8 protein-coding genes and 1 pseudogene are annotated in these 14,508 nt (G+C 67.9%); 6 read left to right on the top strand and 3 right to left on the bottom strand.

Annotated elements, in window-relative coordinates; genetic code table 11:
* Positions 1 to 113 precede the first annotated feature (113 nt).
* Entirely contained in the window at positions 114 to 3,902 is a 3,789-nt protein-coding gene (locus tag G8760_RS08235) for a multifunctional oxoglutarate decarboxylase/oxoglutarate dehydrogenase thiamine pyrophosphate-binding subunit/dihydrolipoyllysine-residue succinyltransferase subunit (protein WP_166350038.1), read from the bottom strand.
* A 409-nt stretch (positions 3,903 to 4,311) separates the two neighbouring features.
* Between G8760_RS08235 and cydD the strand changes: the two genes are divergently transcribed.
* The 6 genes from cydD (at position 4,312) to G8760_RS08205 (ending at position 12,716) form a co-directional block, all read left to right on the top strand.
* Positions 4,312 to 6,021, top strand: a complete 1,710-nt coding sequence (gene cydD / locus G8760_RS08230; RefSeq protein WP_166350034.1) for a thiol reductant ABC exporter subunit CydD — start codon at positions 4,312 to 4,314, stop codon at positions 6,019 to 6,021.
* Positions 6,021 to 7,772, top strand: coding sequence for a thiol reductant ABC exporter subunit CydC (cydC, locus tag G8760_RS08225; protein WP_246222477.1), 1,752 nt, complete (start codon positions 6,021 to 6,023; stop codon positions 7,770 to 7,772). Before cydD ends, cydC begins: the two co-directional genes overlap by 1 nt.
* A 30-nt stretch (positions 7,773 to 7,802) precedes the next feature.
* Entirely contained in the window at positions 7,803 to 8,756 is a 954-nt protein-coding gene (locus G8760_RS08220; protein WP_207782138.1) for an ABC transporter ATP-binding protein, read from the top strand.
* Positions 8,756 to 9,907, top strand: coding sequence for an ABC transporter permease (locus tag G8760_RS08215; RefSeq protein WP_166349560.1), 1,152 nt, complete (start codon positions 8,756 to 8,758; stop codon positions 9,905 to 9,907). The genes G8760_RS08220 and G8760_RS08215 overlap by 1 nt, the downstream gene beginning before the upstream one ends.
* Positions 9,904 to 11,067, top strand: a complete 1,164-nt coding sequence (locus G8760_RS08210) for an ABC transporter permease (RefSeq protein ID WP_166349557.1) — start codon at positions 9,904 to 9,906, stop codon at positions 11,065 to 11,067. The genes G8760_RS08215 and G8760_RS08210 overlap by 4 nt, the downstream gene beginning before the upstream one ends.
* A 284-nt stretch (positions 11,068 to 11,351) precedes the next feature.
* Complete coding sequence (locus G8760_RS08205; protein WP_166349554.1) at positions 11,352 to 12,716, top strand: heparan-alpha-glucosaminide N-acetyltransferase domain-containing protein; 1,365 nt, start codon at positions 11,352 to 11,354, stop codon at positions 12,714 to 12,716.
* 41 nt (positions 12,717 to 12,757) lie between these two features.
* Here G8760_RS08205 and G8760_RS30215 read toward each other — a convergent pair.
* Positions 12,758 to 13,078, bottom strand: a pseudogene (locus tag G8760_RS30215) (GNAT family N-acetyltransferase); the annotation flags it as partial.
* 311 nt (positions 13,079 to 13,389) lie between these two features.
* Entirely contained in the window at positions 13,390 to 14,475 is a 1,086-nt protein-coding gene (locus G8760_RS08200; RefSeq protein ID WP_166349551.1) for a trans-sulfuration enzyme family protein, read from the bottom strand.
* Positions 14,476 to 14,508: the final 33 nt, after the last annotated feature.

The raw sequence follows: 14,508 nt of genomic DNA, 5'->3' as shown, positions 1-14,508 counted from the left end.
TAGGGCCCCTCGGACGAAGGGCCCCATGTAGCCTATCTGCCGCAATGGTGCCATGGCCCGCGAACTCGGCCGCGGCTGAGGGCCAGGTTCAGCCGCGGCTGGGCGACCCGCACTCAGCCGAAGGCGGCGTCATGCAGTTCGTTCTGCTCCTCGATGTGTCGTGCCGGCGACCCCACGGCCGGCGACGTGCTGGCCGGGCGGGTGACCTGGCGGAAGCTGACGCCCTCGGGGAGCTGAGCCGGCAGGTGGAGCGCAAGGAACGGCCATGGTCCCATGTTCTCCGGTTCGTCCTGCACCCAACGCACGTCACGCAACGACGGGAACGCTGCTAGTTGGGCCCGGATTTGCTCAGTGGCCAGCGGATAGAGCTGCTCGAGCCGGACGATGGCGGTGCGCTCGTCGGAGCGCTTCTCCCGAGCGGCCAACAGCTCCCAGGTGATCTTTCCGCTGCACAGCAGGACCCGCTCGACCTTGGCCGGGTCGATGCCGCCGGGATCACCGAGTATTGGCTGGAACGACGTGCTTCCGGTGAAGTCGTCCGGCTCCGACACGGCCCGCTTGCTCCGTAGCATCGACTTCGGGGTGAAGACGATCATCGGCCGGTGGTGCGGGCTGAGCGCATGCTGGCGGAGCATGTGGAAGTACGACGCCGGCGTCGACGGCTGGGCAACCCGGAACGCTTCTTCGGCCCCCATCAGCAGGAACCGTTCGATCCTGGCCGACGAGTGGTCCGGGCCCTGGCCCTCATAGCCGTGCGGTAACAGCAGGACCAGGCCGGAGCGTTGTCCCCACTTGGTCTCGCCGGAGGTCAAGAACTCGTCGATGATGGTCTGCGCACCGTTGACGAAGTCGCCGAACTGCGCCTCCCAGAGCACCAGCGCCTCGGGCCGGGCGACGGAGTAGCCGTACTCGAAACCCATGGCGGCGAACTCGGACAGCAGGGAGTCGTGGACGTAGAACTTGGCCTGCCCCTCGTCCAGATGCTGGAGCGGCACCCAGTCCGCGCCGGTGTTCCGGTCGACGACGGCGGCGAAGCGTTGCACGAACGTGCCACGGCGGCTGTCTTGGCCGGCCAGTCGTACTGGACGCTGGTCGAGCAGCAACGAGCCGAACGCGGTGATCTCGGCGGTCGCCCAGTCGATTCCGCCGTCGGTGAGCGACGTCGCGCGCCGCTGCAACTGGGGCAGAACCTTGGGGTGGACGGTGAAGCCGTCCGGAACGTTGAGGTAGGCGTCGGCGATCCGCTTCAGGACCTCCGGTGTCACCGCGGTGACGATGGCACCCTCGGGTTCCGGCTTGTCCGGGTAGCTGGGCACACTGGACGCGGCCGCGATCTCGGCCTGGCGGGTTTCGGCGAACACCCGCTCCAGTTGCTGCTGGTAGTCGGCCATCACCTGTTCGGCTTCTTCGATGGTGATGTCGCCGCGACCGATCAGCGCCTCGGTGTAGAGCTTGCGGACTGGCCGCTTGGCCCGGATGAGGTCGTACATCAGCGGCTGCGTGTAGCTGGGGTCGTCGCCTTCGTTGTGTCCGCGTAGCCGGTAGCACAACATGTCGATGACGACGTCTTTGTTGAACGCCTGCCGGAACTCGAACGCCATCCGGGCCACTCGGGCGCACGCCTCGGGGTCGTCGCCGTTGACGTGGAAGATCGGCGCCTGCACCATTCGGGCGACGTCGGTGCAGTACATCGACGAGCGCGATTCCTCCGGCGACGTGGTGTAGCCGACCTGGTTGTTGACGACGACGTGGACGGTGCCACCAGTGCGGTAACCACGTAGCTGCGACAGGTTCAGCGTCTCGGCGACCACACCCTGACCGGCGAACGCGGCGTCGCCGTGCACCAGGATCGGGAGCACCGGGAAGTCTTGCCCGCGGTCGAGGATGTCCTGTTTGGCCCGTGCGATGCCTTCCAGGACCGGGTTGACCGCCTCGAGGTGGCTGGGGTTGGCGCTGAGCGACACCTTGATCTTCGAGCCATCGAGCGCGGTGTATTCGCCCTCCGCGCCGAGGTGGTACTTGACGTCGCCGGAGCCTTGCACCGTGCGCGGGTCGATGTTGCCTTGGAACTCACCGAAGATCTGTGAGTAGCTCTTTCCGGCGATGTTGGCGAGGACGTTGAGCCGTCCTCGGTGCGCCATGCCGACGGTGACCTCGACGAGTTGCTCTTCGGCGGCCGCTGCCACAACTTCGTCGAGCAGCGGGATGAGCGACTCTCCACCCTCGAGGGAGAAGCGTTTCTGGCCGACGTACTTGGTCTGCAGGAACGACTCGAACGCTTCCGCCTGGTTGAGTTTGAGAAGGATCCGCAGCTGGTCTTCGCGCGGGGTGAGGTCGATCGGCTTCTCGACCCGCTCCTGGATCCAGCGTCGCTGCTCCGGCTCCTGAATGTGCATGTATTCGATGCCGACGGTGCGACAGTACGCATTACGCAGCACCCCGAGGATGTCGCGCAGCTTCATGAACCGTTTGCTGCCACCGAACGACCCCGTGGCGAACTCGCGGTCGAGATCCCACAGTGTGAGTCCGTGGGTGGTGACGTCGAGGTCCGGGTGGGTGCGCTGCTTGTATTCCAGCGGGTCGGTGTCGGCCATGAGGTGACCGCGGACCCGGTAGGCGTGGATCAGCTCCAGCACTCGGGCCTGTTTGCTGACTTCGTCGGCGTGGTCGGTGGTGACGTCGGTAGCCCACCGGATGGGCTCGTACGGAATCCGCAGCGATTGGAAGATTTCGTCGTAGAACCCATGCTCGCCGAGCAGGAGCTGATGCACTATGCGGAGGAATTCACCACTCTGCGCACCTTGGATGACCCGGTGGTCATAGGTGCTGGTGAGCGTCATGGTTTTGGAGACGCCGATCCGGGCCAGCGTCTCGATGGCCGCGCCCTGGTACTCGGCTGGGTACTCCATGGCGCCGACGCCGATGATGGTGCCCTGGCCCTTCATCAGACGGGGCACCGAGTGCACCGTGCCGATGGTGCCCGGGTTGGTGAGGCTGATGGTGGTACCAGCGAAGTCTTCGATGGCCAGCTTGCCGTCGCGGGCCCGCCGCACCAGGTCTTCGTAGGCCGACCAGAACTCGGCGAAGTTGAGCGTCTCCGCGTTTTTGATGCTGGGCACCAACAGTTGCCGCGTGCCGTCGGACTTCTTCATGTCGATGGCCAGTCCGAGGTTCACGTGCGCCGGCTTGACCAGTGCCGGCTTGCCGTTGTCGGTCTGGCCGAACGCGTAGTTCATCTCCGGCATCTGCCGCAGCGCCCGCACCAGAGCGAAGCCGATGACGTGGGTGAACGACACCTTGCCGCCCCGGGACCGAGCGAGGTGGTTGTTGATGACGATCCGGTTGTCGACCAGCAGCTTCGCCGGCACCGCGCGGACGCTGGTGGCCGTCGGTACCTCGAGACTGGACTCCATGTTGACCGCGGTGCGCGCCGGGGCGCCGCGCAACTGGACCTTCTCGTCAGCGGCCGGCGAGCCGTCCTGATCGGATGGGGCCGGCTTGGCCGTGGCGGAGGTGCGCGTCGGCGCCTCCGGCTCGCGCCCGCCGGATGCCCCCGCGGGCACCGGCCTGCTGGGCGTGGTCGCCGAGGTGTTAGGGGTGGCCGTAGCCCCGGAATCTTTGCTGGATCCGGAGTTGGAAGTGCCACGAGGAGATGTGGACGTGGAGGAGGAAGCGGACGCGGCCTGGGAAGTCACGGTGGTCCTCGAGCTGGACGTGGTCGTCTTTTGGGGGGTGGAGGAGGTGCTGGAGGAAGTGGGCTGCTGCGCGCTGGCGGCGAAATAGTCAGCCCACTGCGGATCGACGCTGGATGGGTCTTCGAGCCAGCTTGCGTACATTTCCTCGACAAGCCAGTCATTCGGTCCGAAACCCGCTGGCGGGCCGGTGGAGGCCACGGTAGCGATCGCCTTCTTTCGCGTGAGAGTCCGCCGCTGCTCTAGTACAGGTTAGTCGTCCGCCTGACGTGGTCGCATGGCAGCCATTGTGGTCTAGGTCACGCGTCGTCTCAACCCGAGGTCAGCCGGCATGGCGACGGCCTTCTGGTCGCGTCGGTTCGGCCAGTCGGGTGTGTCGCGCACTTCCTGGTCTTCTATGCCGGATCGCGGCCCCGATCTGGCGGTCATCCGGCATACCAGACCAGCAAGACGCTGTCCGGTCTGGTAGGGGGTGACGGATAGCTACCGATCCACGCTTGCCACACTTGCTGACAAGACTTAACGGCTGTACCCATAACTGTCGGGAGTACTTCTGAACCAGCTGGCCCGTCGCCTGATCGGTAGTTTGCCCGCCGGCAGGCTCTTCACCACCGCGTTCATGTTGATGGCGGTGGCCGGTGCCATACTCATCATCCTGCAGGCCGAGCTACTGGCCCGGCTGTTGGCCGACGGAGTCTTGGGGCAGCCCGCAGTCGGTGAGATCGCCGGCGTGGTGGGGTTGCTCGGCGGCGTCTTGGCAGTTCGTGCCGGGCTGTCCTGGCTGCAGCAGGCCACCGCGCATCGGGCGGCTGCCTCGGTTAAGGCTTCGCTTCGCGGGCAGGTGCATGGCCGGATCCAGAAACTGGGGCCGGGGTGGGTGGGCGGGCAACACGCCGGCCGGCTGACCACCACCATCGGTCGTGGCCTCGACGCACTCGACCCTTACTTCACCGGGTACTTTCCGCAGCTCTTCATCGCCGCCGTGGTGCCCGCCGCGGTCGTGATCCGGCTGGCCGCCGCCGACCTCGCCTCCGCATTGATCATCTGCGTCACGCTGCCGCTGATTCCGATTTTCGGTGTGCTCGTCGGATTGCAGACGAAGAAGGCGACCGCGCGGCAATGGCAGGCATTGGAACGCCTCGGCGGCCGGTTCCTCGACCTCGTGGCCGGGCTGCCGACGCTGCGGGTGTTCGGCCGGGCCAAGGCGCAGGCACAGGCGGTTCGGGACAGCGCCGACCAGCATCGGTTGGCCACCATGCGGACGTTGCGGGTGGCCTTCTTGTCCGCGTTGGTTCTGGAGCTGGTGGCTACCCTCTCCGTGGCGCTGGTGGCCGTGCCGGTGGGCCTGCGCCTCCTCGACGGCGGTATCGATCTGCACACCGCACTGCTGATCCTGCTTCTCGCACCGGAGGCGTACCTGCCGCTGCGGACTCTCGGGTCGCAGTTCCACGCCAGCACCGAAGGACTCGAAGTGGCGTCTCGGGCATTCGCCATCCTCGACGAAGCGGGCGCGGAGGTTGCGCCGTTGGATGCCGGCCTCACCCGCGACTCACTCGCACCTCGCTCGCCGATGCCCGGCCGCGCCCTGGCCGGTACCCAACCGCCCAACCTCCGCTTGACGGGTCGCCTAGCGTTCGACGACGTCACCGTCCAGTACGACGGCAGGGTGGAGCCCGCACTCGACCACGTGTCGCTGACCGTCGAGGCGGGCCAGCGGGTAGCGCTCGTCGGACCGAGCGGGGCGGGCAAAAGCACGTTGTTGAACCTGCTGCTCGGACTGGTGCGGCCAACGTCGGGCCGGGTGCTGATCGGCGGCGACGACGGAAAGACCGTCGACCTCGCCGACGTCGACATCGACGGGTGGCGGGAGCGATTGGCGTGGGTCCCCCAGCGGCCGCATCTGTTCGCGCGGTCCGTCGCGGACAACATCCGGCTCGGCCGCCCCGACGCCAGCGACGACGACGTCCGACGAGCGGCGACGCTGGCCTACGCGGACGGGTTCATCAGCCAACTACCACGCGGATACCTCACCGAGCTCGGTGAGCGCGGTGTCGGGCTTTCCGCCGGGCAACGGCAACGTATCGCCCTGGCCCGCGCCTTCCTACGGGACGCCCCGTTGCTGCTTCTCGACGAGCCCACCGCAGGGCTGGACGCCGGCAGCGAGGCCGCCGTCATCGAGGCCACGTCCCAGTTGATGGCCGGCCGGACGGTGCTCGTCGTGGCCCACCGCCCGGCTATGGTGGCCGACGCGGACCGGGTCGTCAGAGTCGACCGAGGACAACTCGTCGACCTGCCGGCCATGGTGGCCGGTCCGGAGGTGGCGCGCTGATGGTGATGCGTCGGCTCTTTGCGCTGATCCGGCCGCACTCGGGTCGGCTGGCGTTGGCGGTCAGCGCCTCCGCGATCGCGGAGCTGGCCACGCTGGCACTGATGGGCACCGCGGCCTGGATGATCGCACGGGCGGCCGAGCAGCCGCCGCTGGCCGCACTCAGCTTGGCCATCGTGGGGGTGCGTGCGTTCGCGGTCTCTCGCGGTCTGTTCCGGTATGGCGAGCGGTTGGCCAGCCATGACGCCGCGCTGCGCGCCCTGGCGACACTACGTGGCCGGGTCTACGACGCGTTGGTTCCGCTGGCGCCGGCCGGGTTGCCGTCGTTCCGCAGCGCCGATCTGCTGAGCAGGATGGTCGCCGACGTCGAGGCGGTTCAGGATGCCGTCGTGCGGGTGTTCGTGCCGGCCACGACGGCAGCCGTGGTGGCCGCTCTGGCGGTGGGCTTCGGCTTCGTCACGCTGCCGATGGCGGGGGTCACCCTCGCGATAGGTCTGCTCGTCGCCGGTGTCGTGGTGCCCATGGTGACCGCTGCCGCCAGCCGTCGTAATGCCCGCCGGCTGGCCCCCGCCCGCGCGGAGTTGGCCGCTCGCACCGTCGACCTGCTCCACGGCAGTGCCGATCTCGCCGTCTTCGGCGCCGCCGAACAGGCACTCATGGAAGCCGAACAGGCGGGCACCGAGCTGGCCCGGGTAGAGCGCCGGGCCTCGCTCACCACCGCGACGGCAACAACGGCCAGCATGCTCGTGCAGGGCGCCACCACCGTGGCCGTCACGCTCCTGGCGTTGTCCGCTGCCGCCGCCGGCACCCTGGCTCCGGTGATGGTGCCGGTGCTCGCTCTGGTGGCGCTGATCTCGTTCGAGCCGATCCTGCCTCTGGTGCCAGTGGCCCGGCACCTCCTGGAGGCTCGTGCGGCGGCCGCCCGCGTGCTCGCCGTGCTGGACGCCGAACCACCGGTAGCCGATCCTGACCATCCCCGGCCGGCGCCAGGACACCACCCTGTGATCGAGGTCGACGAGCTGACCGTCCGTTATGCCGGCGACCGCGAGCCGGCGCTGAACGGTGTCGATCTGCGGCTGGAACCCGGCCGCCGGGTAGCCGTCGTTGGCGCCAGCGGCTCCGGAAAGAGCACTCTGCTGGCCGCCCTGATGCGTTTCGTCGAACCTGAGTCCGGCACGGTGCGGGTGGATGGACACGACATCAGGGAGTACGCCGGTGACGACATCCGGGCCCGGATTGCTGGCGTGACCCAGGACTCTCACCTGTTCCATACAACCGTCCGGGAGAACCTGCGCCTGGCCGACCCCACCGCTGACGACGAGCGGCTGCGGGCGGCGCTGGCCGATGCGCGCCTGTTGAGCTGGGTCGATTCGCTCCCTGACGGTCTGGACACGATGGTCGGCGAAGCCGGCGGACAGTTGTCGGGTGGGCAACGCCAGCGGCTCGGGCTAGCCCGTGCTCTCTTGGCCGACCCGCCGTTGATGGTGCTCGACGAGCCGACCGAAGGCCTCGACCCCGACACCGCCGATGATCTAGTGGCCGATTTGCTCGCCTCCACGCGGGGCCGGGCCACATTGCTGGTCACCCATCGGCTGACTGGACTGGACGAGGTGGACGAGGTGGTCGTGTTGGACGCCGGGCGGGTCGTCCAGCGGGGCCGACATGCCGACCTGGTGGGTGTGTCGGGCCCCTACCAGGATCTCTGGTGGGCAGCGGCGGGGCACCAACCCGTTCCGCTACGGGGTGCCGAGTAGGCGACGGCGCACCGGATAGGGTGGCTCGTCGTGACCGTTATACCCGGCACTCGCCTCGCCGAGGCGAGCGGCCTGCACAAGACATTCGGGGACATCCACGCCGTCAACGACGTCTCCCTCCACATCGACGCTGGTGAGACGTACGGGCTGCTTGGTCCAAATGGCGCCGGCAAAACCACCACCATCTCCATCTTGGCTGGTCTGCTGGAGGCGGACGAAGGTACGGTCATGGTGGCTGGTGAACGGATCCGCCCACGTTCCACCCGTGGCCGAGCCGCGATCGGCCTGGTGCCGCAGGATCTCGCCATCTACCCGGACCTGACCGCGGAGGAGAACCTCAAGTTCTTCGCCGCCCTGTATGGGATGTCCCGGCGGGACAGCGCCCCGCGGATCGCCGAGGTCCTTGACGTCATCGGCCTCACCGACCGACGCAAGGACCGCACCAGCAAATACTCCGGCGGGATGAAACGCCGGTTGAACATCGGCATCGGATTGCTGCATTCACCCCGGCTGCTGATTCTCGACGAGCCCACCGTCGGTGTCGACCCGCAGTCGCGCAACGCCATCCTCGAGTCGGTCGAGACACTGTCCGGTGAGGGTATGGCAGTGCTGTATACGACGCACTACATGGAAGAGGCCGAACGGCTGTGCGACCGGATCGGCATCATCGACTCCGGCCGGGTGATCGCCGAGGGAACCCGGGCCGAGCTGACCGCGAGCATCGGTGAACAGGAGCGGATCCGGATCGAGGTGACCGGTCAGGTCGCCGACGCGGCCAGCCGGCTGCGCGGGCTCGACGGCGTCACTGATGTGGCTGCCGAGGACGACGCCGTCGTCGTACTCGCCGATGACGGGTCGGCTCGGTTGTCGGCGATCATCGAGCGGCTGGCCGGCGCCGGGGCGCAGATCGGCTCGATCGATCTGGCCCGGCCGGATCTCGAGGCGGTCTTCCTGCATTTGACCGGGAAGGCGCTGCGCGAGTGATGTCCGCCGTCGTCACCATCACCGCCAAAGACCTCAAGGAGCGGTTGCGAGACAAGTCGTTCTTTCTGCTCGGCATCCTGACCCCGCTGGTCCTCGCCTTCGTGCTGGATCTCGTCATGGGCGACCTCGGCGAAGGACAGCTGGAGGTCGACATCGCCGTCGTCGACGCGGACGGCTCGGTCGTCTCTAGCCAGCTCCGTGCCGGCATCGCCGGTCTCGACGGCGAAGGTGGCCTCGAGGTAACCGTGCTGGACGCGGACGCCGATCCCGACGCCGTGATCGACGCCGATGGTTATGACGCCGTCATCGTGATCCCGGACGACTTCGGCGACCGTGTCACGGCCGACGGCGGGAGTGCACCTGAGCTGGGTCTCGTGGAGAACCCGGACCGGCCGGTCCAGGCCGGGGTGGCCGAGTCGATCGTGGTCGGTTTCACCACGAATATCGAGCGCGCCCGGCTGCTGGCACGTGCCGCCGACGAGCTCGGACTGGACGTCGCTCCGGTGCCGCCGGCGACGGGGATAGAACTAGACCGAGTGTGGCCGGGCGGCGAAGGGCTCGATACCGGAGCCCGGATGATGGCCGGCATGGCGGTGATGTTCGTCTTCTTCACCGTGCAATTCGGCGTCACCACACTGCTGGACGAGAAGAAGTCGGGGACGCTCACTCGACTGCTGGCCGCACCGATCCGACGTGATTCCATTACCGCGGCCAAAGGAGCGGTGAGTTTCCTGCTCGGGGTGCTGGCCACGATGATCCTCATGGTCACGGGCACCCTCCTGATGGGCGCCGACTGGGGGCCATGGCTCGGTGTGTCGGCGCTCGTGGTGAGCGCCGTGCTGACCGCGGTGGCGTTGATGGCCATCGTTGCGGGTATCGCCAAGACGTCCGAAGGAGCCAGCGCCGCACAGGCGATCATCGCGGTTGGTCTAGCCATGCTGGGTGGATCCTGGTTCCCGGTCAGCGGTGAGGGGCTGATGGGCCTTCTGGCCAAGATGACTCCGCACTACTGGTTCCTCAACGGACTGGAGGACCTGACCGACGCGACGACCTGGACGGTGGTCGGCCGCCCGGTGCTCGCGATGGCCGTTATCGCGGTGGTGGCCGGCGTGCCCGCGGCCGTGTTGTTGCGGAGGAGGTTGCGGCCATGACCAAGGTGTTGTCGATCGCATCGTTCAACCTGCTCCGGATGTTCCGGGAGCGGGCCAACCTCTTCTTCGTGCTGGTGTTTCCGCTGCTGATCGTGTTCGTCATTGGTTCGCAGTTCGCCGACGACGACGATGCCCCAGACGTCGCCGTCGCCGGCACCGGGGCCTTCGTCGACCGGAGTGTCGAACGGCTGGAGGACACCGGTGCGGCTTCGGTTCAGCGGGTCGACAGTTCCGCGGAGCTCCGCGACCTGGTCGAAGACCGCGACGTCGTGCTGGGGGTGGCCGTTCCCGACGACGCCGAAGATGCCCTGCGCGGCGGGGCAGGTGTTGAGCTGACGGTGATGCTGGGGCCCGGCGACGGCTCAACCCAGGTCGAGGGGGTGGTGATGAGAGCGTTCGAGGCCGAGGCGGTGGCCGCGGACGTCACTGGTTACCTGCTCACGCTGACCGACGCGGCCGCTGATGACATCGGCGAAGTGGTCGAGCGCACCGTCGCTGCCGGGGCGCCGGTGGAGATCAACCGGGTTCTGGCCGGGGGCGCGGACCCCGACGACGAACCCCTCGGCATCGATCAGGTCGCGATTGGCATCCTGCTGCTGATGACGTTCCTCAACGCGCTAACCGGAGCGTCGGCGTTGATCCAGAGCCGTCAGTACGGTGTCAGCCGACGGATGGTCGCGACCCCCACCAGTCTGCGGCTCATCGTGGTTGGTGAAGGCGCCGGCCGGTGGGGTGTCGGCATGTTCCAGGCGGTCTACATCATGGCCACTACAGCCGTGTTGTTCGGTGTGTCCTGGGGCAACATTCCCGCCGCCGTCGTGTTGCTCGCCGTGTTCGCCGCGGTGGCCGCTGGGGCGGCGATGCTGGTCGGTGCGGTGATGCACAACGACGAGCAGGCCGCTGGTATCACCGTGATGGTGGGCCTGGGCCTCGGCGCACTCGGCGGGAGTATGTTGCCGCTCGACCTGTTCAGCGGCACCATGCGCACCGTCGCCAACATCACGCCGCATGCCTGGGCGAACGAGGCGTTCGTCGAACTCAGCCGCCGAGGTGGCACGCTGGTCGACATCCTGCCCCAGCTGGGCGTGCTGGCGGCGTTCGCAGTGGTGCTGATGAGCCTGGCGGCGTGGCGGCTGCGGCTTACTCTGACCCGGCCGTGATCGGGCGAGGGCCCGGTCGGCCGGGCTGACGTCGTCAGGTGATCATGTGCGACTTCGCCCCCTGATTGGGGGTGTAGCTCGCACATGATCAAGGCACGCGCGGTCGGCGCCTGGATGCCAAGGTCCTGGTCTGAACCGTTTCTTCACAGTTCACTCATCGGCTGAGTACACCGGTTATGATCTGCTGTTCGCGGATGACACCCCGACTGAAGAACTGACCGGATAACCGGGTGCACACTCATGTGCGACGGGCGCGGGTCGGGGCCGCTTGAAAGGAACCCTCGTTGCAGTCTGCTGTTCAAACCGACCCCGCACGTAGCCCAGCGGTGTCGCCGGCATCCAGATCCACCGCTCGTATCACCGGGCTCGACGTGGCTCGGGGCCTTGCCGTGCTCGGCATGTTCGCCGCGCATCTAGCGTTCACCTCGGAGTCGCTGAACCTGTTCAACCCGTCGAGTTGGCTCGAGGTGGCGCACGGCCGATCGTCGATTCTGTTCGCGGTGCTCGCCGGGGTGTCCATGGCGATCCTGTCCGGCCGGACCCGGGTCTACGAGGGGGCCGAGCTGGTACGTTGCCGAATCCGGATCTTCGTCCGGGCCGCCTGGCTGTTCGCGCTCGGTAGCATCCTGGACACGTTCGGCTCCAGCGTCGCGGTGATCCTCGAGTACTACGCGGTGCTCTTCGTGCTGGCTTTGCCGTTCCTGTCCTGGCGGCCGCGTCGGCTCTTCATCGTGGCTGGCGTGCTGGCCGTCGTGATGCCGGTGCTCCACCTGGTGGCCTCGGCATGGCTGCAATACCAGTCGGGCTCGACGCTCGGTGACATCCTCGTTGCCGGCACCTACCCCGCCCTGATCTGGATCGTCTTTCCCCTGGTGGGAATCGGGGTGGGGCGGCTCGACCTAACAGCCGCCAGAGTGCGGGCGTTGCTGCTGGCCGCGGGGGTCATGTTGGCCGTCGTCGGATACGGGTTGGGTGCGGCGACCACCGAGTCCTTCGACGGTGACGACATGCCCGACGGTGTGGAAGTCACGGATGGCGCGGATGGGGCCGGCGAGTTCGACGACATCGACGGCGGGTTCGACGACGATCGGGTGCCGGGCGATCAGATCGACGTCTCCGGCATGGAGTGTTTCGACTACGGCGATGGCACCTATTACTGCGAGCCCCCGGGCGGCCCATCCGGCGACTGGGATGACGATGGACCGGACTACGACGACGACGGCTTCAGCTGGAGCGACGTCGATCTACGGGCGCTAGGTGGCGCCGCACCACACTCGGGCACCCCGTTCGAGGTAGTGGGCTCGGCCGGCGTGGCCCTGGGGGTGATCGCACTGTGCCTGATGGTCGCCGACCGGGTGCGGTGGCTCGTGTTCCCGCTCGCCGCCACCGGGGCGATGGCGCTGACCGCCTACTGCGGGCACGTCGTCGCCATCGCACTGCTCGAGGAGTCCCTCTGGGACATGTCCGGGAACCAGGTCTACCTGTGGTTCGTCCTGGTGACCCTGGCCGTGGCGTCGCTCTGGAGACTGACTCTCGGCCGTGGACCGCTGGAGCGGCTGCTCACGTGGAGTTCGCGCCGGGTGGCCGGCGACGTGTCGGATAGGGCAGCCGCGGCGACGGACTCACCGACGAATCCCAGTCGTTCGTAGAGGCGGATCGCCGCGTGGTTGGTGTCGTCGACCATCAGCGCCACCCGGCCGTAACGTTCGAGCAGGTCATGGGCGACGAACGAGGCTACCGCCCGGGCATGGCCGCGCCCCCGGAGCTGTGGTTCGCTGACCACAGCGGAGACGAAGCCGACCCCACCGCCGGTGCCCGAGTCCGACCCCACCGCCACCAGCTGGCCGGCGTCATCGCGCACCCCGGCCCAACGGTGGTCCGGGTACTCTCCGGGTAACGCGTAGGAGCCGGGGTACACCCGGGAGATGAGCGCGGTCACTTCTTCATAGGTGTCCTCACGTAACCAGTCGGCCGCCCCGGCTGGAACCGGCTCGAGCGAGGTCGCCTCCATCCAGCCGAACTCCGATACGACCTGCAGCGAGGGGAGCCGGCCGGCGAGTTCGTGGATCAACGGTGACCCTGAGAGCAGGCCGTAGCTGTCCGGTAGCGACGGCAGCAGATGCTCGAGGAGGGTCGTCGCGTCGTCGACCGGGCCGCGGATCACCAGCCGGTCGCGCCGGAACAGGGCGGGCGCGGCGACGGCGACCGCGGCCCCGTACCGGAAGGCGGCGCCATCGGCGGGCAGCCGCTGCGCCGCCCAACACACCATGGCGTCGTGGCCGCTGGCCGCCGCCACGTCGTTCACGGTGGTGAGGCGGCGCATCATGGGGCCGCAGCGGTGTCGAGCGCTTGAGCGAGGTCGGCCCATAGGTCGTCGACGTCTTCGATGCCGACGGATAGCCGGATCAGCGATACGTCGACCGTCTCGCTCTCGCTGGGCCAGCGGCGCCGTCGTTCTAGGGTCGACTCCACCCCGCCGAGGCTGGTCGTGTTCACCCACAGCCGCACCGACCCCACCACCCGGTCAGCGCCTTCAGCCCCGCCGGCCACCTCGATCGAGCAGATGGTCCCGGAGCCGGGGTAGCGGACGGTGGTCACGGCGGGGTGTGCGCCGAGCCGTTCGACGAGGGTAGCCGCGTTGGCCTGGGCTCGGTCCAGCCGGACACCGAGCGTACGTAGGCCGCGCAGGGCCAGGAAGGTGTCCATGGGGCTGGGAATCGCGCCGTGCAGCCGGCGATACCGCTCGAGCCGCCCACGAGTGTCATCGTTGGTGGTCACCGTGGCCCCGAGGACGACATCGGAGTGACCGGAGATCAGTTTGGTCGCGCTGTGGACCACGATGTCGGCGCCGAGTGCGAGCGGTCGCTGGAGAAGCGGGGTGGCGAACGTGTTGTCCACCACGGTGATCGCACCGGCATCGCGGGCGGCGGCGCTGGCCGACGCCACGTCGGCGACCTCCAGCTTCGGGTTGGCCGGTGACTCCAGCCACAGCATGGCGGCTTCTTGGACGGCGTCTTTGATCTCGGTCGGGTCCGTGATGTCGACGTGTCGTAGCTGGATCCGCCCGGCGTCTCGTCGTTCCCGGAGCTGATCCAGAACACCCAGGTAGGCGGTTTCGGGGGCGACGACGACAGCCCCTTCCGGAAGCAGCGACAACACCGCACTGGTGGCGGCCATCCCGGACGAGAACGTCAGCGCCGTGCCACCTTCGAGGTCGCCGAGCACCTGCTCGAACGCCTCCCACGTGGGGTTGCCGTAACGGCCGTAACCACGTTCGCCGCCGGCATGGTAGGTCGATGCGAACATCACCGGTTCGTTGAGCGGGGCGTCGGGTTCGGCTGCCGGCCGCCCGGCGGTGACGAGGCGAGTATGCGGGCTCAGCGGGTGTGCAAGGTCGGAATCTGCCACCCCGCCAGTATCCAGGGGGCCGCTTCACGGGCG

Source organism: Phytoactinopolyspora limicola, assembly GCF_011320225.1.
Classification (GTDB): domain Bacteria; phylum Actinomycetota; class Actinomycetes; order Jiangellales; family Jiangellaceae; genus Phytoactinopolyspora; species Phytoactinopolyspora limicola.
This window is presented reverse-complemented; position numbering and strand designations above follow the sequence as displayed.